This window comes from Crossiella cryophila (genome assembly GCF_014204915.1).
In the GTDB taxonomy this organism is placed as follows: Bacteria; Actinomycetota; Actinomycetes; order Mycobacteriales; family Pseudonocardiaceae; genus Crossiella; species Crossiella cryophila.
Window position 1 is genome coordinate 5,901,980 of record NZ_JACHMH010000001.1, and the last position, 21,096, is coordinate 5,923,075.

A 21,096-nucleotide genomic window follows, 5' to 3' on the forward strand; every position below is an offset into this window, starting at 1 on the left:
GATTGCCGGGTGGCTCAGGTCACAGGGGGGAACCAGGTGGACCAGCTGACCGACCTGACTGGCGTGGTCGGCTCCGCGCGGTGTGCACGCACCGCCACGCGGAGCCGGCCACCGTCCACAGCAGAGCGCGGCGTCCCCTGGAGTGAGCAGTGCAGCAAGGTGTCGCGACCGGCGCGACCGCGGGCAACACGGCCGAAGACGACGGGTCCGGCACCCGGCTGGGCACGGTCGAACTGGCGCTGAGCGGCATGACCTGCGCCGCCTGCGCGGCCCGGATCGAACGCAAACTCAACAAGATCGACGGTGTGCACGCCGTGGTCAACTACGCCACGGAGCGTGCCGCGGTCTCCTTCCCGCCCACCGTCGACATCCCCCGCCTGGTCGAGGCGGTCACTGCCGCTGGTTACAGCGCGCGAGAGGTCCAGGAGACGACGGCAACCGACACCCCGGACCCGGTACGCGCGCTGTGGCGCAGGCTGGTCGTGTCGGTGCTGCTCACCTTCCCGCTCGCCGACCTCGCGCTGGCCATGGCCTGGGTGCCCTGGCTGCGCTTCCCCGGCTGGCAGTGGGTGTGCCTGGGCCTGGCCGCGCCGGTCGTGCTGTGGGCCGCGCTGCCCTTCCACCGGGCCGCGCTGCGCAACGCCCGGCACGGCGCGGCCTCGATGGACACGCTGGTCTCACTGGGGGTGCTCAGCGCGTTCGGCTGGTCCACCTACGCGATGTTCAGCACCACCGTCACCGGCGGCATCTACCTGGAGGTCGCCGCAGGGGTGACCACCTTCCTGCTGGCCGGCCGCTACTTCGAGGCCCGCGCCCGGCGGATGGCCGGGGACGCGCTGCGCTCGCTGTCCCTGCTCGCGGCCAAGGACGTGCTGTTGCTGCGCAAGGGCAAAGAGGTGCGGGTCCCGGTCGGGCAGCTGGTGGTCGGGGACCTGTTCGTGGTGCCGCCGGGGGAGAAGATCGCCACCGACGGGGTGGTCGAGTCCGGGCGGTCCGTGGTCGACCTGAGCATGGTCACCGGCGAGTCGGTGCCGGTGGAGGCCGATGCGGGCGCGACCGTCATCGGCGGCACCCTCTCGCACAGCGGCAGGCTGATCGTGCGCGCCACCGGCGTCGGCGCGGACACCCAGCTGGCCAGGATGACCGCGCTGGTCGAAGCGGCCCAGGCCGGCAAATCCGGCGCGCAACGGCTGGCCGACCGGGTGGCCGGGGTGTTCGTGCCGGTGGTCCTGGTGCTCTCCGCGCTGACCCTGGCGACCTGGCTGCTCGCGGGCGGGTCCACCGAATCGGCCTTCGGCGCGGCCCTGGCGGTGCTGATCATCGCCTGCCCGTGCGCCCTCGGACTGGCCACGCCGACCGCGTTGCTGGTGGCCACCGGCCGCGGCGCGCAGCTGGGCATCCTGCTGCGCGGCGCCCAGGCCCTGGAGTCCACCCGCGCGGTGGACACGGTGCTGCTGGACAAGACCGGCACGGTCACCACCGGCCGGATGTCCCTGACCGAGATGCACACCAGTGGCGACCCGGACGAGCTGCTGCGGCACGCCGGCGCGGTCGAGTCCGCCTCCGAACACGCCATCGCCGCCGCGATCACCACCGCCGCCCGCGCGCGATTCCCGGAACTGCCCGAGGTCACCGAGTTCACCGCGCTGCCGGGGCTGGGCGCGAGTGGGCGGGTGGAGGGCGCGGAAGTCCTCATCGGCCGGTTGTTGTTGTTCGCCGAGCGCGGCTGGACCGTCGATTCCGAATTGGCGGAACTCTGCGCGGAATGGGAGAAACTGGGCCGGACCGTCGTGGTGGCGGGCTGGAACGGCGCCGCCCGCGGCCTCCTCGCCGTGCTGGACACGGTCAAGGAATCCGCCCCCGGTGCGATCAAGGCGTTGCGCGCGCTCGGATTGACCCCGGTGCTGCTCACCGGTGACAACGAGGCCACCGCCCGCCTGGTCGCCGAGGCGGTCGGCATCGAGGAGGTGCACGCCGGGGTGCTGCCCCAGGGCAAGGTCGAGGTGGTGCGCGCCCTGCAGGCCAAGGGGCGCAGGGTGGCCATGGTGGGTGACGGCGTCAACGACGGCCCGGCGCTGGCCGCCGCCGACCTGGCCATGGCCATGGGCACCGGCGCGGACGTCGCGCTGCACGCCGCCGACCTGATCCTGGTGCGGGACAACCTGATCGCCGTCCCGGACGCCATCCGGCTGGCCCGCGCCACGCTGAACACCATCCGCGGCAACCTGTGGTGGGCCTTCGGCTACAACGTGGCCGCGCTGCCGGTGGCCGCCCTTGGCCTGCTCAACCCGTTGATCGCCGGGGCCGCGATGGCGCTGTCCTCGGCGTTCGTGGTGTCCAACAGCATGCGGCTGCGCAAGTTCGGCGGCGGCCAGTAGGGCGTGTCGTCAGGCCCGCGGCGGCGCGGTGGAGCCACGCACCACCAGTTCGGCGGCGAAGGCGGGCAGGTCCGGTTCGGCGCCGTCGAGGAGACCCAGCACGGCACGGGCCGCCGCCTGCCCCATCTCGCGGGCGGGCTGGCGCACCGTGGTCAGCGGCGGCACCGCGTAGCGCACGCTGGGCAGGTCGTCGAAGCCCACCAGGGACACGTCCTCGGGCACCCGCGACCCGTGCTCGGCCAGGGCCAGCCGCGCGCCCATCGCCACCTGGTCGTTGGCCGCGACCACCGCCGTGCACCGGATCCCGTTGCCCGCCACCAGGTGCACCGCGCGCTGCCCGTCGTCCTCGTGGTAGCCGCCGGGCACCGCGACCGGGGTCAGCCCGGCCGCGGTCATCGCGTCCCGGTAGCCGCGCAGCCGCTCCTCGGTGTCCTGCTGCCCGGCCTCGCCGCAGATGTGCACGATGTCCCGATGGCCAAGGGTGATCAGGTGTTCGGTGGCCACCCGCGCGCCGTGGTGGTTGTCCAGGGTGATCGCCGGCTGCCCCGGCGCCCCGCGCAGCACCGTGACCAGGGGCAGATCTCCCGCCGCGGCAACGAGATCCGGGCCGGGCAGCCGGCCGCCCAGCACGATCAGCGCGTCGGCCTGCCGCCCCACCAGGTGTTCGATCGCGCGGCGTTCGGTCTCGGTCTCGAAGGCCCCGCTGGCGAAGAGGGCCTGGTAGCCCAGACCGTGCAGCTCGGCCTCCACCCCGGCCATGATCAGGCCGTAGAGCGGGCTGGCCAGGTCGGGGGTGAGCACGCCGACGGTGAAGGTGCGGCCCCAGGCCAGGCCCTTGGCCATCAGGTTGGGGCGGTAGCTCAGATCGGCCATCGCGGTCAGCACGGCGTCCCGTTTCTCCGGGGTGACCACGGCGTTGCCGGTCAGCACCCGGGACACCGTCGCCTTGGACACCCCGGCCCGCGCCGCGATGTCGGTGATCGTCGCCTTCCTGCCCGCCACCAGCCCCACCCTCCCCATTCACCTGGGCGTTGACCGCCCCTGTGACGGATGTTACATTCCCGAAACGCGTTTGAAACCGGTTTCAAGCCAATGGTTCACCACCCCCTGCTTGGAGGAACCATGAGTTTGCTCAGCCGTGGGCTGGCCGCTGCCACCGCGGTCCTCACGTTAGGCGTGTTAGTCCCGCTGGCCGTCGCGGTCGGCACGGGATCGGCCCAGGCCGAGCCGATCGGCGCGGGCAGCTACACCACCACCCTGCCCGCGGGCGCGGTGCTGCCCACCGCCTGCGGGGACATCCCGCGCAACCCCCGCCAGTACGTCACCGGCAACGCCCCCTCGGGTGCGGTGCCGACCAACGACTGGTGGTCCTCGCTGATCTTCAAGCGCAACAACTGCGCGTACTCCGACAACCTGATGGCGCACCCGTTCTCCTTCAACACCAGCGCGAACGGCCTCGGCGTCGACTACGCCACCAACGTCACCATCAGCGGCACGGCCACCGGGGTGGGGGAGTACCACTACCCGTACTCCACCGACTTCACCCTGGGCGTGACCGGGCTGAACTCGCCGGATGTGAAGGTGGACGGCTGGACCGACTGGACGGTCAGCCCCTACTTCAGCGATGGCGCGCGCACCCTGCGCACCACCATCGGCCACGGCCTGCCCTTCGTCTACGCCAGGGTCACCGGCGGCGACGCGCGCCTGGGCTTCCCGGCCGCGCCGACGGTGTGGTCCAACTCCGGGGCCACCATCGGTTTCACCGCCGAGGGCCACGACTACGTGGCCTACGCGCCGTCCGGGTCGACCTGGAACGTCGGCGGCAACGCCATCACCTCCTCCTTGGCGGGCAAGGGTTTCTTCTCGGTGGCGGTGCTGCCGACCACCCCGGCCAGCAGTGCGGCGGACCGGCAGGCGCTGCTGACCTCCTACGGGCGGCACGCGCACGCCCACGTCACCGGCACCAAGGTCGAGTGGGCCTACGACCAGGCGGCCAGCACGGTGCGCGCCACCTACCGCTACACCACCCAGGCCATGGAGGGCGGCCAGAGCGGCACCGTGGTCGCGCTGTACCCGCACCAGTGGCAGAACCTCAGCGGCGCCACCCCGATCCCGCAAACCTATGTCTCACCACGAGGTCAGCTCAAAACCCTGGTCGGCGCCTCGGCGTTCACCACCGCCATCCGCTACCACGGTGTGCTGCCCGAACTACCCCAGGTCGGCATGACCGGCGGCGACCTGACCACGCTGAACAACTACCTCAACGAGGCATCCGCCGGTGACCCCTTCGCCGGGTTCAACAACGACACCTACTGGACCGGCAAGGCGCTGGGCCGGGCCGCGCGGATGATCGAGATCGCCGACCAGGTGGGCAACCTGGCGGTGCGGGACAAGCTGATCGGCGCCATCCGCACCCGGCTCACCGACTGGTTCACCGCGCCCAACGGCAAGAACGAGCGGGTCTTCTACTACGACCGCAACTGGGGTTCGCTGACCGGTTTCCCGGCCTCCTACGGCTCGGACACCGACCTCAACGACCACCACTTCCACTACGGCTACTACATCTCCGCCGCGGCCACCCTGGCCAAGTACGACCCGGCCTGGGCCTCGGCAGGCCAGTACGGCGGCATGGTGAACCTGCTGATCCGGGACGCCAACGGGTTCAACCGCAACGACACCATGTTCCCGTTCCTGCGTGACTTCGACATCTTCGCCGGCCACGACTGGGCGGCCGGGCACGGCGCGTTCTTCGCCGGCAACAACCAGGAATCCAGCTCCGAGGGCATGAACTTCGCCAACGCGGTGATCCAGTGGGGCCTGGCCACCGGCGACACCGCGGCCCGGGACGCCGGATTGTTCATGTACACCACCCAGGGCGAGGCGATCAAGGAGTACTGGTTCGACAACCGGGACGTCAACTTCCCCAGCGCCTTCCAGCACTCCACGGTCGGCATGGTGTGGGGCGACGGCGGCGCGTACTCGACCTGGTTCAGCGCCGAACCGGAGATGATCCAGGGCATCAACATGCTGCCCATCAACGGCGGATCCCTGTACCTGGGCCATGATCCGGCCTACATCGACCGGAACCTGCGCGAGCTGGTCACCAACAACGGCGGCCCACCGACGGTGTGGCGGGACATCATCTGGTCCTTCCAGGCACTGTCCAAACCGGACACCGCGCTAGCGGAGTTCCGTGCCGGGAACTACACGGTGGAGGAGGGCGAGACCAAGGCCCGCACCTTCCAGTGGCTGCGCAACCTCAGCGCGCTGGGCCAGGTGGACCGCACGGTCACCGCCAACCACCCGCTGCACGCGGTGTTCACCCGCAACGGGGCGAAAACCTATGTGGCGACCAACATCTCCAACCAGCCGATCACGGTGACCTTCTCCAACGGCACCACCCTCACCGTGGGCGCGGGTAAGACGGCCACCACCGGTGCGATCACCTGGAGCGGCGGCAACGGCTCCGGTGGCCAGCCCACCTCCAGCAGCAGCTCCACCACGACCACGACGACGACCACCACCACGACGACCACGACCGGGCCGCCGCCGGTGCGCGGCAACCGGTTCTTCGTCAACAACCCGGGCGCGCTCAGCCTCACCGAGTCCACCGGCGGCCGCGTGGACACCATCGCCGGCGCGGGCGGCGGCAACAACGACGGCACCCCGCGCAACGCCCAGACCTACACCGCCTGCGGCCTGACCGGGACCCATGACCCGGCCAAGCAGACCGGGTTCAACCTGTTCGTCGACTCCGGGACGGGCGTGGCCAACGGGGTGCAGGCGCGGGTCTCCTACGACTTCACCGGCTCCGGGAACTACGGCCGGGTGGAGACCTACCGCTACTTCGCCACCGACCCGGTCGCCGGCTGGGAGAACTACGCCGCGGGCGCCCAGCACTCCAGTTCGGGCGGCTTCAGCGAGTTGCGCAACGGGTGCGTGCGGCTGGAGGTGTGGAGTGCGATCGGCACCGGCCCGACCTCGCTGCGGGTCAACGCGACCGCGGGTCAGGGTCAGCAGTCGGTGTTGACAATTCCATTCCAGTAAGCCTATCCGGTAAATACATCGCCTTAGTTCACAACCGTGAAAATTCATGGTTGTGAACTAAGGCGTTGCCGTTTTCCGGGGATTTACGAATATCGGCGTATTGACCCCGACGTGGTCTGGACCACACCATCGTTTGCGTTATCCGCGCTTCTCGCCGCGACGCGCGACCCGGGTATCCATCCCTGAGGAGACCGATGACCGCCCAGCATCGACGCCGGACAATCGTCGCCGCGCTCGCCTCGTTCACCGCATCGTTCCTGCTGGCAGGCGCCTCGCCTACGCTCGCGGAACCCGCACCGGCCGCCACCGGAGCCCCGGCGGCCGCCCTGGCCCCACCCACCTTCACCCACCCCGGTGTGTACGTCAGCCGGGGTCAGCTCGATTTCGTGCGGGGCCGGGTCCAGGCCGGCGCGCAGCCGTGGAAGGCCGCCTATGACCAGATGAACGGGCATGCCCTCGCCTCGCTGTCCCGAAATCCGAAACCGAGGGCCGTGGTCGAGTGCGGTCCGTACTCGAACCCGAACCTGGGCTGCACCGATGAGCGGCAGGACGCCATCGCGGCCTACACCAACGCGTTGAACTGGTACATCACCAGGGATCAGCGTTACGCCACCAAGGCGATCCAGATCATGGACGCCTGGTCGGCTACCATCCGCGACCACACCAACAGCAACGCCCCGCTGCAGACCGCCTGGGCCGGGGTGTCCTGGGCCAAGGCCGCGGAGATCATCCGGCACACCGGCGGCGGCTGGGCGGCGGCCGGGGTGACCCGGTTCAGCACCATGCTGCGCAACGTCTACCTGCCCAAGGTGATCAACGGCCACGCCACCAGCAACGGCAACTGGGAACTCACCATGATGGAGGCCTCCATCGGCATCGCGGTGTTCCTGGAGGACCGGAGCGCCTACGACCGCGCGGTGACCAAGTTCCGCCAGCGGGTGCCCGCCTTCCTCTACGTCACCGGTGACGGCGCCTACGCCAAGGGCCCGGTGGGCAGCGGCATCGACACCAGGGAGGAGATCATCCGCTACTGGCACAACCAGTCCACCTTCGTGGACGGCCTGAGCCAGGAGACCTGCCGCGACTTCACCCACACCGGCTACGGCCTGGCCAGCATCGCCAACTTCGCCGAGACCACCCGGCACCAGGGCCAGGACCTGTACCCGGAGATCGGCGACCGGCTGCGGCACGCGCTGGGCTTCCACGCCAAGTACGAACTCGGCGAGGCGGCACCGAGCTGGCTGTGCGGCGGCAACATCAAGCGCGGCGTCGGCCCGGTCTCCGAGGTCGGCTACAACGCCCTGGCCAACCGGATGGGCCACACCATGGCCAACACCCAGCGCCTGGTGGAATCCCGGCGCCCGGCAGGCACCAACATCCTCTTCGTCGCCTGGCAAACCCTCACCCACGCCAACAACCCGGCCTGACCCGGCTGCCCGCGCCCGCCCCTCCGCCGAGGGACGGGCGCGGCAAGCGCTTACCCAGCCCGCGACAACTGCTCGTTCATGATCAGGAACGCCCCGAGACCATGCAGATCATTCGTGCTACGTGGCCGGTTGAAGTAGTAGTTGAGATCACCCGGCCCGGTGCCGACACAGATCTCCCGCAGATTCGTCCGCCCATCGGTCCCCAGCGAGATCCGTTGCAGCACCCCCTGATACCCCTTGGCCGCCACCGCGCGGAAGCCCGGATCCAGATACCCCTTCTCCACCCCACGCGAGAGCATGAAGGTGAACATCGCCGAAGCCGAGGTCTCGGTCCAGTTCCCCGCGGTACTACCCCGATCAACCACCTGGAACCACCGCCCACTGGCCGGATCCTGGAACCGCTGCAACGCCACCGCGAGCTGCCGCACCGTGTCCAACAGTGCGGCCCGCCGAGAATGGTTGGCAGGCAACACATCCAGGATGTCCATCGCCGCCATCGCGTACCACCCGATAGCCCGCGCCCAGTGATGCGCGGAGTGCCGATGCGGATCCGGCGCCCACCCAGCCGACCCGTCCGCGTCATAGGCGTGGAACAGCAACCCACTCGGCGCCTTCAACCTGGCGTGATAGGTCAGCATGTTCCGGGTCGACTCGTCGAAACCGTAGGTCTGGCCGTACCGCTGGGAGTGCAAGGCGATGAACGGCTGGGCCATGTACACCCCGTCCGCCCACAGCTCGCCGACCTTGCCGGTGGCATGCCACATCCCACCGTCACTGGTACGGGGATAACTCGGAAAGCGGTCCCGGATCCGATCAGCCGCGATTTTGTACCGCTGCTGCCCGGTTTCCTGGTGCAGCAACGGCAACAGGTAGCCAGGCCGGAAGGCGTCCAGGTCGTTGAGCCGATTGGCGAAGTTGCCGTTGGCATCGACATGCCGGTCCATCCACTGCCGGACATAGTCGAGATAACGCGCGTTCCCCGTCCGCTTGTACACCAGGTACTGCCCGTAGAGGTAAAGCCCACGCTCATAGGTCCACCCACCCAGGGTGGTAGGTGTGAACCGGGCCATCGTCGAGTCGACCACCGACACCGACCAGTCCGGCGCGGCAAAAGCGGTACCAGGCAACAGGGGAGCGGCCGCGAGCGCCCCGAGTGTGCCGAGCAGGAATGTGCGGCGGGAGGGTTCAGCGGGCTGAACATTTCGCATGAGGCGATCTCCGTCGTCGTATGGGCTGATACGGCGGCGGCGCCAACAGGAAAGACAAAACGAGTAGAACAGCCCCCAGAACAGCCTGTCAATCACGCGAAAAGGCGGCCAACCCTCAACCACCCGAAGATCGCCACACCCCCCGGCTGAGCCCGGCCCCGCACGCCTACCTCACCCAGACCCACCCGTCTACACCTGACGCGGCTTTTCTGCTCAGCGCCCCTTGGGGGTATCGTTGGGGCCGGTGACCTGGGCGGGGACGCTGGGCTGGGACTGTTCGCCAAGTGATGTGTCGCTCGGGGAACTTCCGGCGCTGATCGTTTCGTTCCGCAGAAAGAAGCGGTGCGCGGGGCGGGGGAGAGGCGACCGTCGAGCCGGTCCCACGCAACGGCACCGAGCCCGGAAGCATCGTGGAAACAGGCCGACGGACCCCGGATCCCAGAAACGGGCACGGGCGCGGCCGAGCCGGAAGCAGGATCCGGTGCCGCGCAGCCGGAAGCATGAACAGGTGCCGCCGAGCTGGAAGCAGGCACAGCTGACGCCGAGCCCAGCATCTGGCAGGTGGGCCGCCATCTCGCAGGGCAGGTGGCCCGCCCAGACCGGCGCCTGGCAGGTGGTCAGTCGGTCACGGTGCCGGCCGGGTATCCCTGCGCCGGGTCCCACGGCTCCGGGTGCTTGCCCGTGAACAGATGCGCGTAGCCACACGAATCGCAGACCAGGGCGAGTGCCGACCGGTTGGCCCACGCCAGGCCCAGGAACTCCGCGCCGGTGGTGTTGAGCTTCACCTCACGGGACCTGAACTCCCGGTCCCCGCAGATCAGACAGCGCAATGCCCGCCCGCGTACGGTGGCGAGCCGAGAAGTCGACATGCCCCTCAGTGTGCCAGAACGCGCCATTGCGGTGATCAAGGAAAGCGGCAGGGAGATGCGCTGGCCACCGTGGGGTGGCTGGCCTGCTCCGCGGATCCGCACCCGGCGGATCTGCGCCCGGGGCCTGGAGGCCGATCTCGCCACCGACCTCGTCGCCAGCCTCGCCCGCTGGCGATCGGTGTGCGGCGCGTCGGCGGGCGTGCAGGTCCGGGGGCCTGCGTCCGCTCGTCCGCCCGTCCGCCGGATGCTCGGCCATGCCCGGCACCGGACCCGGTGCGGGCATCCAGCCCCAGTTCGCCGAACCCCACGAGGCCGTGCTGACCGAACCGCCCGCCCGAGACACGCTGGTGGCGGGCAGCCGGATCCGCCTCGGCAAGTCCCTGATCCACCTGCTGGACCCCATGACGGAGCTGCCACCTGCCTGAGCTGCCACGGCGCCAGGTCAGCCGGGCCAGGCCAGCCGAGCCAGGTCGGCCCGGCCTTCGCGGGTTCTGACCGCACCTCGGGCCGGTCCGCGTGGTGTGGTTCGCCGTCCACGACCCAGATCCGGCCCGCACGGCACCCGGGTCGCGGACGACGCGCCATCACCCGCGCCCGATCCGCGCCCAACCCACGGACGTGCCCTCGCCCGCTGGCATGCCCTTACCCGTCCTGCCACAAGGACCACAATTCAGCACCCGCCAACAGCGCCGCCCCCCCCGCGATCAACGGATTAAACCCCAATGGCGGGTTCTGGCCATCCACCTCGGTTGACGCCGCCGAATTTCTGTGGTGCGCCGAATCTGGCGCGTGACATTAACACGACACAAACCAGTGAATTCCGGCAATTCGGGTAGGTAACTTCTCATCGCAACGGTTTCGAACCGCCATCCGTAACCGAGCTGGAGGCTGCCGGAGTGACGACTGCGCCGAACCTGGAGGAACTACCGCTGCTGCTGTGCACGCAGCCCGTGGTCGGCAGGCTGGACCCGGTGCTCCGGGAACTCCAGTCGCGGGCGCCGATCACCAAGGTCCGGACCCGGGCCGGGGACGAGGCGTGGCTGGTGAGCAGGCATGCGGAACTCAAAAAGCTGTTGCTGGACGGGCGCCTGGAAAACGCGCATCCGGATCCGGCCAACCGGCCGCGTTATGTGGACAGTCCGGTGTTCGACTACAACCTGCTCGGCACCGATTTCACCGAGGCCAATCAACTGCACCGGGACTTCCGGTCCGCACTGACCCCGTTGTTCTCCGCCCGCCGGGTGGCCGTGCTGCGCGAAGGCATCCGCGCCCGCGTGCACACCCTGCTGGACCAGCTCATCGAGCGGGGTTCGCCCGCCGATCTGCACAGCGAGTTCTCGCTGCCGCTCTCCCACGGCGTGCTGAGCGATCTGCTGGGTGTGCCGGACGAGCGGACCTTCATCAGCCTGCTGCTGGCCGTGGACGACGAGGCGTCGGTGGGCGCGGTCTTCGGGCACCTGGTCGAGGCGGTGACCTGGCGGATGGAGCATCCGGGGCCGGACATCATCACCGCGCTGGCCGAGGCGGGGGTGCCGGTGGAGCAGATCGTGTCGCTGGTGTCCACGATCAGCTTCCCGTTCCTGGTCACCCCCGGTGTGCAGAGCGTGGGCATCGGGCTGTTCGCCGCGCACCCGGAGCAGCGGGATCTGCTCGTGGGCGATCCGGGGCTGATCGAGACCGCGGTGGACGAGGTGTTGCGGATGGGGCAGGTGGTGGAGTCGGTGATGCCGCGCTACGCCGAATCCGACATCGAGATCGCCGGGATCACCATCCGCGCGGGCGAACTCGTGCTGTGCGACCACTACTCGGCCAACTACGACGAACTCGTCTTCCCCGACTCCGAGCGCTTCGACATCACCCGCACCCCCAACCCGCACCTGGCCTTCAGCCACGGCATCAGCCACTGCATCGGCGCCCCGCTGGCCAAGGTCCAGCTCAGCGAGACCTTCGGCGCGCTCATCGCCCGGCTGCCGGGGCTGGCGCTGACCGTCCCGGTGGACGAGATCCCGATGAACGTGGATCCGGAGGCGGTGAAGCTGGGCGGTGGCGTGGACGGGTTGCCGGTCATCTGGTAGGCCAGGGCCGGGCGTCGGCGAGCAGGCCGAGCATCCCGGCGACCAGGCGCATGTGTTCGACGTTGCGGATGTCGGCCTCGACCAGCCGTGGTGAGCAGATCAGCACTGCCAGCACCTGGGCGCGGGAGAGGGCGACGTTCAACCGGTTGCGGGACAACAGGAAGTCGAGTCCGCGTGGCAGGTCGGCGGCGGCCGAGCTGGTCATGGTGGCCAGAACCACCGGGGCTTCCTGGCCCTGGAACTTGTCCACGGTGCCGACCCGCACGTCCGGGTAGCCGGCGCGTTCCAGCGCGCGCCGGACCACCCGGACCTGCAGGTTGTACGGGGCCACCACCAGGATGTCGGACTCGGTGAGCGGCCTGCTCTGCTCCCCATCGGTCCAGGTGCGGCCGAGCAGGTCGCGGGTGAGTTCGACGATGACCGCGGCTTCCTCGGGGGAGGAGGCCAGGTTGTGCCGGTGGTCGACCTGGCGCAGGTGCAGACCCGGTGCCACGCCGTCGATCCCGCGTCCGGCGGCGCTGGGGTGGGCGTGCAGCAGACCGGCGTAGGACAGGTTCGAGATGGGCTGGCAGACCGCGGGGTGCATGCGGCGGGACTGGTCCAGGAAGTAGCCGAGCGCGGGCGGCATGACGTCGGCGGCGCCGATGAGGTGGCCGAGCGCGGAGGCGTCCGCCCCGGCCGGGTGGGTGCCCTGCACGACCTGGGGGAGTTGCTGCGGATCGCCCAGCAGCACCAGGTTCCGCGTGCACAGCGAGACCGCGAGGGCGTCGGCGAGGGCGAACTGACCGGCCTCGTCGATGATCAGCACGTCGAAGGGCTGGGCGCGCAGCGCGGCGTTGGCGAAGGTCCACGCGGTGCCGCCGACCAGGTGACCGCCGCCCTGTTCCTCCCGCCAGCGGGCCAGGTCGTTGTTGGACTTGGGCTGCTCCCACAGGCAGTCCGGTTCGGGGGTTTTCTTGGGGCGCTTGGCCATCGGCAGCGCCACCCCGGTCGCCCTGGCCGCGCCGCGGGCCGCGGTGAGCACGTTCTCGACCGCCTTGTGGCTGTTGGAGGTCACCCCGACGCTGCGCCCGTTGGCGACCAGGTGCGCGATCAACCGCCCCGCGAGGTAGGTCTTGCCCGCACCCGGCGGGCCCTGCACGGCCAGGGTGGAGCCGTCCAGGGCGTCCACGGCGGCGATCACGGTGGCCACCAGATCGCCACCGAAGTCGTTGGGGGAGGGCAGATCCCGGTCACCGCGCAGACGCGGTCTGCGGCGCAGTAGGTCCAGTCCGGGGTGCGCGGGCAGCACCGGCAGGGTGTCCACGGTGATCCGGGCCAGGTCGGCCACTGCCTCGTCCTTGGGACTGGGCCGCACCGGACTGCCGGGCAGCACCGCGGCGGGGCGGCCGTCGAAACCCTCGAGTTCGGCGGGTTTCGCGCTCTCCTGCACAGTGAGGCCATCGGCCCCGGCGTCGACGACCAGGGCGTCCCTGGTGCGGTGGCCGGGGTAGAGCAGGCGCACGGTGTCGCCGGGGGCGAACGGGTGCGGCCGGTCCGGGTCGCAGGCCAGCCGGACCTCGCGTTTGGCGTTGCGCACCCGCCCCGACGGCGCGGTCCAGTCCTGTGTGGACACTGACACCGGCACGGCGCAGGTGTTGTCGGACTCCAGATCGGTGAGCGGGGCGGCGACCTGGCGGAAGAACTCCCACCACGCCGGGTTGGTCTCCCGCCGGTGGTAGCCGACCGAGGCGGCCAGCAGGGACCGGGTGCGGTGGTCGGGGGTGAAGGCGGCCGGATTCTCCGGCAGCTCCGCCATCAGCGGGTCGACCAGGGCGGCGAGTTTCGCGGCGCGTTCGGCGCGGCGTTGCGCGGCCAGCTCATCGGCCGCGGAATCGATCGCGGCGTCCAAAGTGGACGGATCGACCGGCGGGGCCGGTTCGATCCCGGCTTCGGCGCGGATGTCGAGGAGGAAGCGGTAAAGGCGGTTGGTGGACACGCAGTCGTACTCGTTGTAGTCGGCGATACCGCGCAGCACCGCGGCCGCGCGGGCGGTGTCGCCGACCTCGGTCAGGGTGAGGTAGTCCTCGTATGCCTCGATGCTGGACACCGCGTTCTGCACGTCCCCGGCCCGGGATTCGGGCATGTACAACGGTTCCAGGTACTTGATCGAGTAGGACCGCTGGGATACCCGGAGTCCCTTGCGCACCACGGTGTACAGGTCAACGAGGACCCCGCCGCGCAGCAGCGTGTCGACCTCCTCCTCCCGGGTGCCGTGCAGCGCGGCCAGTTTCTTCAGCGCGTTGGTCTCATAGGGCGCGTAGTGGTAGACGTGCAGGTCCGGGTGCTCGGCCAGCCGCTCGGTCACGAAGTCCACAAAGGACTCGAACGCGCGTTTCTCCTGCACTCGGCTGTGCGCCCAGAACGGGGTGAACTCCTCCAGGCCGCCGGGGGTGAGGGTGATCGCGCCGAAGAGGTACTCCAGCCCGTCGGAGTCCAGTGCGAACGGATCGCCCTCCATGTCGAAGAACACGTCGCCCGGACTGGGTCGCGGCAGCCCGGCCAGCTCGTCCGGGGCGACGATCTCGTAGGAGACCTTGCCGATCGGGTCCTCCGGGGTGCGGGTGAGGTCCTGCTGTACCTGGAGGGTGGCCTGGGCGCGCAACCCGGTGAAGGTGGCCGTGGACAGCGTGGGCGGGCGTTCGTTCTCGGTGGCCGCGGCCAGTGCCTCGATGGTGCCGATCCCGGCGGCGGCCAGTTTGCGCCGCTGATCGGTGCGCATGCCCGCGACCAGGGACAGATCCCGGGCGGCCGAACGGCCCTGGGCGCAGTGCTGGGCGAACCGGCAGGTCGTACAGGCCGGACGCTCGTCGTCCCAGAGCCGCTCGGGCAGTGTGGCCGGTTCGCTGAGCCGGGTGCGCAGACGGTCCCGCAGGTGGGCCAGCAGCGGCAGGAATTCCTGTACCCGCAGGGAATGCGCGCTGCCGTCGCCGAGCAGCAGGTGCATCAGCGGCCCGGCGGTGAACCCGGCCTGGGTGAGCGCGTGCGCGTAGGCGGTCAGCTGCAGCACGGCGGAGGGACGGGCGTGCCGGGCGAGTTTGGCGTCGTGTGGTTCGTAGCCGCCGTCCTCGGTGGCGATGAGGAAGTCGGCGCGGCCGGAGAACTCCCCGTCGTAGAACACGCCCTGGTAGACCACCGGAGCCCCGGCGGTGAGGGCCTGCCGGGTGCGTTCGGCGGCCGCGGTCAGCGCCGCCGGCGTCGGCGCCGGGGTGTCGATCTCGACCACCCCGGCCCCGTACCGTCGTTTCAGCCGTTCCAGCACGGCCTGCTCGTGCGCGAGGCCGTGCTTGGCGACCAGGGCCTCGGATCCGCGTTCGGGCGCGGGCGCGCCGGGCAGGCCGAGCGCGAGGGCCTGGTTGAGCCTGCTGCGGTGCCCGCACTCCATGAGGTCGACCAGGTCGGTCGGGGAGTGGACGAGCCCGTGATCGGTCCGCAGCATCAGGTCAGTCTGCCGGGTCAGGGTTTGGCGTCACCCTCCGGCTTGCCGTCCTTGTCCAGAAAACCCTCGACCTTGTTGCTGACGGTTTCGATCTTGTCGGTGTACTTGCCACCGGTGACCTTGTCGATCCCGCTGGCCGCGGCGTCCACACCCTTGGCGGCGAGTTCGCGCGCCTTGTCCCCAGCGGGGCTCTGCGCGAACTCGGCCGCCTTCTCCTTGGCCTGCTCAGCCAGCTCTTTCGCCTTGTCCAGGAAGCTCATGCCGCCATCGTGCCATCGGATCGGCGGATGTGCTCAGTTCCCTGGCCGGTCGTCAAACTTCGGGGTGACGGTGGAGGCGGGCACCAGCTGCCAGCCTTCCAGGGCCTTGCGGACCTGTTCGGCGGCGTCGATGTTGAGCGGCCCGGAGGTCCACAGCGCGTAGGGCAGGTTGAGGAACCGGTTCTCCTTGACCGCGGGCAGCTCGTTGATCCCGGCGCGGGCCTTGAGCAGCGCGACCTTGTCGGCGTAGCTCTGCGGCGGGTAGTCCACGAACAGGAAGGCGTCCGGTCTGGCCGCGGCGACCCGTTCCCAGGAGACCTTGGTCCAGGTGTCGTCCACATCGGCGAGCGCGTTGCGCGCGCCGGCGTCGCTGATGATCGCCTCGGGCGCGCCGAAGCGGCCGCTGGAGTACACGCTGTCGGTGCCGCTGTCGAAGAGGAACACGGTGGGCGCCTTGGCCGGTTTCGGTGCTTCGCGCAGGGTCTTGAGCCGGGCGTCCAGATCGGCGGTGACCTTGTCCGCCTCGGCCGTGCGGCCGGTGATCTTGCCGAGGTTGGCCAGGTCCTCGCGCAGCGCCTGCCAGGGTTCGATCACGCCGCGAGCGGCCTTGCCGTCGGCCTGGCGGCAGCTCTCGGTGAGCACGTAGGCCGCCACGTTCTGCTGGCGCAGGGTGGCCGGGGTGAGCTGCTTCTCCTCGGCGTAGCCGTAGCTCCAGCCCGCCACCATGACGTCCGGGCGCTGGGCGAGCACGGTTTCCCGGGCCGGGTACTCGGGGGAGACCGAGTTGAGCTTGTCGACCAGGTCGCCGTAGTGCCGTTTGAGGGTGGGGGCGTCCCGCTGCACGCTGGAGACCGCCGCGATCTGTTCCTGCGCGCCGAGGGCGAGGGTCATCGCGATCAGGTTGCCGTCGTTGACGAACAACCGCTTGGCAGGGGCGGGGAAGCTGACCTGGCTGCCGCAGTTGGTGATGCTGATGGTGCCCGCGCCGGGCTGCGCGGCCGGGCCGCCGCCGCAGGCGGGCAGGGCCAGCAGCGCGACGGCGCCGATCAGCAGGGGGATGGGACGGCTCATGGGCGCTCCAGGGTGGGGGTGAACAGCAGATGCGGTCGCCCGGTGTCCGGGTGGGTGACCCGGGTGGCCCTGACCCCGAAGACCTCGCGCACCAGCGACGGGGTCAGGGCTTCGGCCGGGACGGCGGCGGGGCGGGCCTCGCCGTTGTGCAGGACCACCACGCGGTCACAGACGTCGGCGGCCAGGTTGAGGTCGTGCAGGGCCAGCAGCACGGTCCGGTCCAGCCCGCGGACCAGGTCCAGGAGGTGCAGCTGGTGCCGGATGTCGAGGTGGTTGGTGGGTTCGTCCAGCACCAGCAACGGCGCGTCCTGGGCGAGTCCGCGGGCGAGCAGCACCCGGCGTCGTTCACCACCGGAGAGCTGTTCCACCGGCCGGTCCACGGCGTCTTCCAGGTCTACTGTGGACAGTGCTTTTCGGACGGTCTCACGTTCTCGCCGGTCGCCTCCGGCCCAGGGCGCGCGATGCGGGACCAGCCCGAGCGCGACGAGTTCGCCGACAAGCAGATCCGCGGGCAGTTCCTCTTCCTGCCCCACCATGGCGATCCGCCGCGCCCGTTGCCGAGCGGACAGCGCCGAGAGCGGCTGGCCGTCCAGGAGGATCCGCCCGGCCGCGGGTGCCCGGATCCCGGCCAGCACCCGCAGCAGCGTGGACTTGCCGCTCCCGTTGGGCCCGACAAATCCCAGCACCTCACCGGGTTCGACGGCGAGATCGACCCCGCGCAGGATGGTCCGCCCACCGATCGCGCAGTCCAGCCCTGATGCCCGAAGCCTCATCCCTCGCTCCCGAACCGGTACCGCCGCCGCCCCAGCAACAGCAGGAACACCGGCGCGCCGATGAGTCCGGTGACCACGCTCAACGGCACCTCCACCGGCCGGACCAGCACCCGCGCCGCCATGTCCACACACAGCAGGAACAACGCCCCCGTCACCGCCGCCACCGGCAACATGGCCCGATGCCGCGCCCCCACCAGCAGCCGCGCGATGTGCGGAATCACCAGCCCCACGAACCCGATCCCGCCAGAGACCGCCACCAGCACCCCGACCAGCACCGCCAGTCCGACGAACAACGAGTTCCGCAAAACCCGGACCGGCACCCCCAGCCCCGCCGCGGTGTCCGGCCCCATGGCCAACGCGTCCAGCCACCCACTCCCAGCCAGCAACAACGCCCCCAGGACCAGCACCACCACGAGCGGCAACCCCAGCCGATCCCAGTCCGCGCCGGCCAGACTGCCCAGCAGCCAGAACAACACCGACTCGGCGGCCCCAGGCTCCGCACTCCGGAACACCAGATAACTGGCCATCGCGGAGAACGCCGACCCCAGCACCGTCCCGGTGAGCACCAACCGCAACGGCGTCAACCCACCCTGCGCCGCCGCGATCGCGAACACCAAAGCCGCCGCCCCAAGCGCCCCGACCAAGGCCCCCGCCGACAACGCCCACACCCCGGCCCCCGCGAACAACCCCGAGGTGATCACCGCGGTAGCCCCCACCCCCGCCCCGGAGGACACCCCGAGCAGGTAGGGATCGGCCAGCGGATTACGCACCAGTGTCTGGACCGCCACCCCGGCCACCGCCAGCCCGGCGCCGACGACCAGGGCGAGCAGACTGCGCGGAACACGCAGGTTCCACACGATGGTGTCGAAGGTGAGGTCGGCGCCGGGAGAACCGGTGAGCCGCGCGCCGAGCACGGCGCCCAGGGGGAGTTGCTCAGCGCCGACGGAGGCGGAGAAGGCGGCCGCGACCAGCAGCAACGCCGTCGGCGCGAGCAGGACCAACCCGGTCCGGGAACGACGCACGAGGTGGAACCTCCCCGGGCTGACGCGGCCCGCTAGGTGGCGGTGTGGACGGCACGGGGTCTGGCTTCACAGTGGCGCGACCGCTCCGAAGGTGTCGGATTCCCGTTGTCGTCGACAAGGCGAGCGCATCGTAGGCACAGGTGGGGTGGGGGTCAAAGTTTGTGGTTGGTGGGCATGATGGGTTCAGTGGGGAGTGAAAGTGAAGGGTGGAGGGGCGAAGGCACAGGCTACCGGGAGGGCGGTGAGGGCGATAGGAGTGGTGAGCGTGCATGGAGGGTGGGCGCGACGGGCTGCTTGGGTCGGGTTGCTCGGGCGGGGAGGGTCGCGGTCCGGGACGGGCTGCCCGCGACGGGCCGCCGGGGCTGGGAGGGTCAGTCCGCAGCCAGCTGCCACGGCAGGGAGGGCCGGTTGCGTGAACGGCCGTGAGCGGGCGGGGGAGGGCGCGGGCTGGCAGGAGGCGGGGAGGGTCGCTGGGGGCGGGGCTCCCGGGTCAGGCGGGTCAGTGCGGAGGGAGTTTGGGTGGGAGTTTCGGGCGGGGTGCTGGCCGTGCGGTGGCGTTGCTCGGGTCGCGATCGCGGGCGGCGGGCAGATCGCGCGCGGCGTGCGGGTGGGCTGGGCTCGTGGGGGAGCGGAAGGGCTGCCGTTCACGGACGTTCACGCACCGGCCCCGCCCCGTGGAGCTGCGGGCGGGCGGTGACGTTGACCCGCGCTCGGCCTGCGCTCAGCCCGCGCGGTGACGGTGGCTGGTGGCCGACGTTCCTGATCGCGCGTTCCTGATCGCGCGATGGCGCTCGCGCTCGTGCCCCGGGGGGACGCGCTCGGGGATGAGTGGGGCCGGGTCGAGGTGAGTGCGCGCCCAGGTCCCTGGTGGCCTGCCCGCTCCCGGTGGCCTGCCTGCATCGCCGATGTCGCGCCTGCCGCGATGTCACCGGGCCCGTCCCTGCCTCGGGCCTAGTCCCTATCTCCTATGCGTGACCACCCGGTGCTCGCCTCGCCGTGTCCCGCCCCGCGCACCGCTTCTTTCTGCGGAACGAAACGATCAGCGCCCAAAGTTCCCCGAGCCATTTATCTCTTGGCAAACAGCCGCAGGCTGCCTGCCGCAGTTCCGGAGCTGTCCTCGGCGCCGAGGCAATGCGACCAGGTCAAGCATGCCCTGTTGCTGCTTACGATAACTTCAGTGTCAAGTGAAACTAACCTGTTCGGGCGAGCCAAACACAAAACCCGCGCGAACCCTGGCGAACACAGAACCGACCTGGTAACGCCAAACCGGCGCCGACCAGACGAACTCTGACCGCAGCAACGACGAACTCTGACCGCAGCAACACTGCCGGGAGCAACGCAGGCCGGACCAGCACCGATTGCAGGACGACCTCGCACTACCCCGACCAACTCTCGCGACCAACTCCATCGACCAACTTGCCCCGACCAGCTGCCCCTACCAACCCCGCCCCAGCCACTCCCGCGCGGAACGAACTCACCCGGACCGTGCCCAACCCAGCCCACCCCGCCGAACATCCCACCAAGCCCGAATCCCCGCCAGCCCAAATCCCGCACCAGCCCGCACATCCCGCCACCCCACACATCCCGGCCCCCACCCCCGAATCAAGCAGGCCAGGGCCTCGCAAGCGAGGCGGCGCTGCCCTGGCCAAGCCGCGTCAGGTGCCCAGACTCAAGTGCCCACACTCAGGCGTCCTGCGCCGCCGGCTCCGGCAACACCGACCCCGTCTCCAGCAACGTCTTCAGGTTGGCGATGATGTGCGACCAGCCCTCGGTGATCATCCCTCGCAGCACCGAGTCCGGCGCGAACCCGTCATGGGTCACCGTCAGCTTCACCAGCTCGCCCAGTGGCTCGATGTCGAAGCTCGCCTTCGACCGTGGCTCTGCCGCGAGTTTCGCGCCCAGGTCCGCGTCCAGGCCGACGCTGGGGGCGAAGTCGGGGGTGAAGGTGTGCCAGGTGTAGGCGAGGCGGGTGTGGGGGTTGGCTTCCAGGACTACCTGGTCGGGGTCGGTGTGGGACCAGTCGCCCTGGGTCCAGGTGATGGTGGAGCCGGGGCGCCAGTCTGATTCCAGGGTGGCGCCCCAGTATTGCTGGGTGAAGGACGGGGTGGTGAGGGCCGCCCAGAGTTGTTCGGGGGTGGTGCGGATGTAGGTGGTGTAGACGAAGGGGTCCATGGGTCCTTGCTCCAATGCGGTTTTCAGGTCGGCCAGCGCTTGGGCGCGTGGTCGGTGGTAGTGGGTGATCCAGCGGTCGGCGATGGCGTTGATCGGGGCGGCGTTGAGGTAGTGCAACTTCTCCCGGCCGCGCCATTGGGTGGTGACCAGTTCGGCCGCGGCCAGCACCGCCAGGTGCTTGCTGACGGACTGGCGGGCCATGTCCAGCCCGGCGCACAGCTCCCGCAGGGTCTGCCCGTTCCGGCTGTTCAGGCTGTCCAGTAACCGGCGGCGACTGGGATCGGCCAGTGCCTTGAACACCTCGTCCATCGCATCC

14 protein-coding genes are annotated in these 21,096 nt (G+C 70.2%); 5 read left to right on the top strand and 9 right to left on the bottom strand.

Translation table 11 applies throughout. The features are described from left to right. Positions 1 to 218 precede the first annotated feature (218 nt). A complete protein-coding gene (locus HNR67_RS25840) occupies positions 219 to 2,378 on the top strand; it encodes a heavy metal translocating P-type ATPase (RefSeq protein ID WP_407645184.1) in 2,160 nt (719 codons plus the stop codon). A gap of 9 nt (positions 2,379 to 2,387) precedes the next feature. Here the strand turns inward: HNR67_RS25840 and HNR67_RS25845 are convergent, their stop codons facing one another. After that, the gene (locus HNR67_RS25845) at positions 2,388 to 3,380 is read right to left on the bottom strand and encodes a LacI family DNA-binding transcriptional regulator (RefSeq protein ID WP_221490053.1); all 993 of its coding nucleotides are present in this window, start codon (positions 3,378 to 3,380) and stop codon (positions 2,388 to 2,390) included. Positions 3,381 to 3,500: 120 nt separating this feature from the next. Here HNR67_RS25845 and HNR67_RS25850 point away from each other — a divergent pair, with 120 nt between their 5' ends. After that, entirely contained in the window at positions 3,501 to 6,425 is a 2,925-nt protein-coding gene (locus HNR67_RS25850) for a glycosyl hydrolase (protein ID WP_221490054.1), read from the top strand. A gap of 194 nt (positions 6,426 to 6,619) precedes the next feature. Beyond that, on the top strand, positions 6,620 to 7,852 hold the full coding sequence (locus HNR67_RS25855) for an alginate lyase family protein (RefSeq protein WP_185004812.1): 1,233 nt from the start codon (positions 6,620 to 6,622) through the stop codon (positions 7,850 to 7,852). Positions 7,853 to 7,902: 50 nt separating this feature from the next. Here HNR67_RS25855 and HNR67_RS25860 read toward each other — a convergent pair whose 3' ends face one another. Further along, positions 7,903 to 9,156: a glycoside hydrolase family 88/105 protein gene (locus HNR67_RS25860; protein ID WP_312988048.1), complete on the bottom strand. Its 1,254-nt coding sequence runs from the start codon at positions 9,154 to 9,156 to the stop codon at positions 7,903 to 7,905. Positions 9,157 to 9,677: 521 nt separating this feature from the next. Beyond that, positions 9,678 to 9,929 (bottom strand): hypothetical protein, encoded by a 252-nt coding sequence (locus HNR67_RS25865; RefSeq protein WP_185004813.1) that lies wholly within the window; start codon positions 9,927 to 9,929, stop codon positions 9,678 to 9,680. Positions 9,930 to 10,183: 254 nt separating this feature from the next. Here HNR67_RS25865 and HNR67_RS25870 point away from each other — a divergent pair, with 254 nt between their 5' ends. Further along, on the top strand, positions 10,184 to 10,354 hold the full coding sequence (locus tag HNR67_RS25870) for a hypothetical protein (protein WP_185004814.1): 171 nt from the start codon (positions 10,184 to 10,186) through the stop codon (positions 10,352 to 10,354). Between the two features lie 471 nt (positions 10,355 to 10,825). Next, the gene (locus tag HNR67_RS46360) at positions 10,826 to 12,004 is read left to right on the top strand and encodes a cytochrome P450 (protein WP_185004815.1); all 1,179 of its coding nucleotides are present in this window, start codon (positions 10,826 to 10,828) and stop codon (positions 12,002 to 12,004) included. On the opposite strand, the gene HNR67_RS25880 is transcribed toward HNR67_RS46360, so the two are convergent. The 6 genes from HNR67_RS25880 to HNR67_RS25905 all read right to left on the bottom strand — a co-directional run bounded on the left by HNR67_RS25880 (position 11,994) and on the right by HNR67_RS25905 (position 21,089). Further along, positions 11,994 to 15,482 (bottom strand): TM0106 family RecB-like putative nuclease, encoded by a 3,489-nt coding sequence (locus tag HNR67_RS25880; RefSeq protein WP_185004816.1) that lies wholly within the window; start codon positions 15,480 to 15,482, stop codon positions 11,994 to 11,996. The two genes, HNR67_RS46360 and HNR67_RS25880, sit on opposite strands and share 11 nt — an antisense overlap. Before the next feature lie 17 nt (positions 15,483 to 15,499). After that, entirely contained in the window at positions 15,500 to 15,742 is a 243-nt protein-coding gene (locus tag HNR67_RS25885; RefSeq protein ID WP_185004817.1) for an Rv0909 family putative TA system antitoxin, read from the bottom strand. A 33-nt stretch (positions 15,743 to 15,775) separates the two neighbouring features. Next, complete coding sequence (locus tag HNR67_RS25890; RefSeq protein ID WP_185004818.1) at positions 15,776 to 16,813, bottom strand: ABC transporter substrate-binding protein; 1,038 nt, start codon at positions 16,811 to 16,813, stop codon at positions 15,776 to 15,778. Then, positions 16,810 to 17,586: an ABC transporter ATP-binding protein gene (locus HNR67_RS25895; RefSeq protein WP_185004819.1), complete on the bottom strand. Its 777-nt coding sequence runs from the start codon at positions 17,584 to 17,586 to the stop codon at positions 16,810 to 16,812. Before HNR67_RS25895 ends, HNR67_RS25890 begins: the two co-directional genes overlap by 4 nt. Then, positions 17,583 to 18,608, bottom strand: a complete 1,026-nt coding sequence (locus tag HNR67_RS25900; protein WP_312988052.1) for a FecCD family ABC transporter permease — start codon at positions 18,606 to 18,608, stop codon at positions 17,583 to 17,585. Before HNR67_RS25900 ends, HNR67_RS25895 begins: the two co-directional genes overlap by 4 nt. Positions 18,609 to 20,291: 1,683 nt before the next feature. Then, the gene (locus tag HNR67_RS25905) at positions 20,292 to 21,089 is read right to left on the bottom strand and encodes an ArsR/SmtB family transcription factor (RefSeq protein WP_185004820.1); all 798 of its coding nucleotides are present in this window, start codon (positions 21,087 to 21,089) and stop codon (positions 20,292 to 20,294) included. Positions 21,090 to 21,096 lie beyond the last annotated feature (7 nt).

Bases quoted from the DNA above. Each gene is read 5' to 3' on its own strand.
- HNR67_RS25850 (WP_221490054.1), top strand. From the start codon at position 3,501: ATGAGTTTGCTCAGCCGTGGGCTGGCCGCTGCCACCGCGGTCCTCACG.
- HNR67_RS25855 (WP_185004812.1), top strand. From the start codon at position 6,620: ATGACCGCCCAGCATCGACGCCGGACAATCGTCGCCGCGCTCGCCTCG.
- HNR67_RS25865 (WP_185004813.1), bottom strand. From the start codon at position 9,929: ATGTCGACTTCTCGGCTCGCCACCGTACGCGGGCGGGCATTGCGCTGT.
- HNR67_RS25870 (WP_185004814.1), top strand. From the start codon at position 10,184: ATGCCCGGCACCGGACCCGGTGCGGGCATCCAGCCCCAGTTCGCCGAA.
- HNR67_RS25880 (WP_185004816.1), bottom strand. From the start codon at position 15,482: ATGCTGCGGACCGATCACGGGCTCGTCCACTCCCCGACCGACCTGGTC.
- HNR67_RS25885 (WP_185004817.1), bottom strand. From the start codon at position 15,742: ATGAGCTTCCTGGACAAGGCGAAAGAGCTGGCTGAGCAGGCCAAGGAG.
- HNR67_RS25890 (WP_185004818.1), bottom strand. From the start codon at position 16,813: ATGAGCCGTCCCATCCCCCTGCTGATCGGCGCCGTCGCGCTGCTGGCC.
- HNR67_RS25895 (WP_185004819.1), bottom strand. From the start codon at position 17,586: ATGAGGCTTCGGGCATCAGGGCTGGACTGCGCGATCGGTGGGCGGACC.
- HNR67_RS25905 (WP_185004820.1), bottom strand. From the start codon at position 21,089: ATGGACGAGGTGTTCAAGGCACTGGCCGATCCCAGTCGCCGCCGGTTA.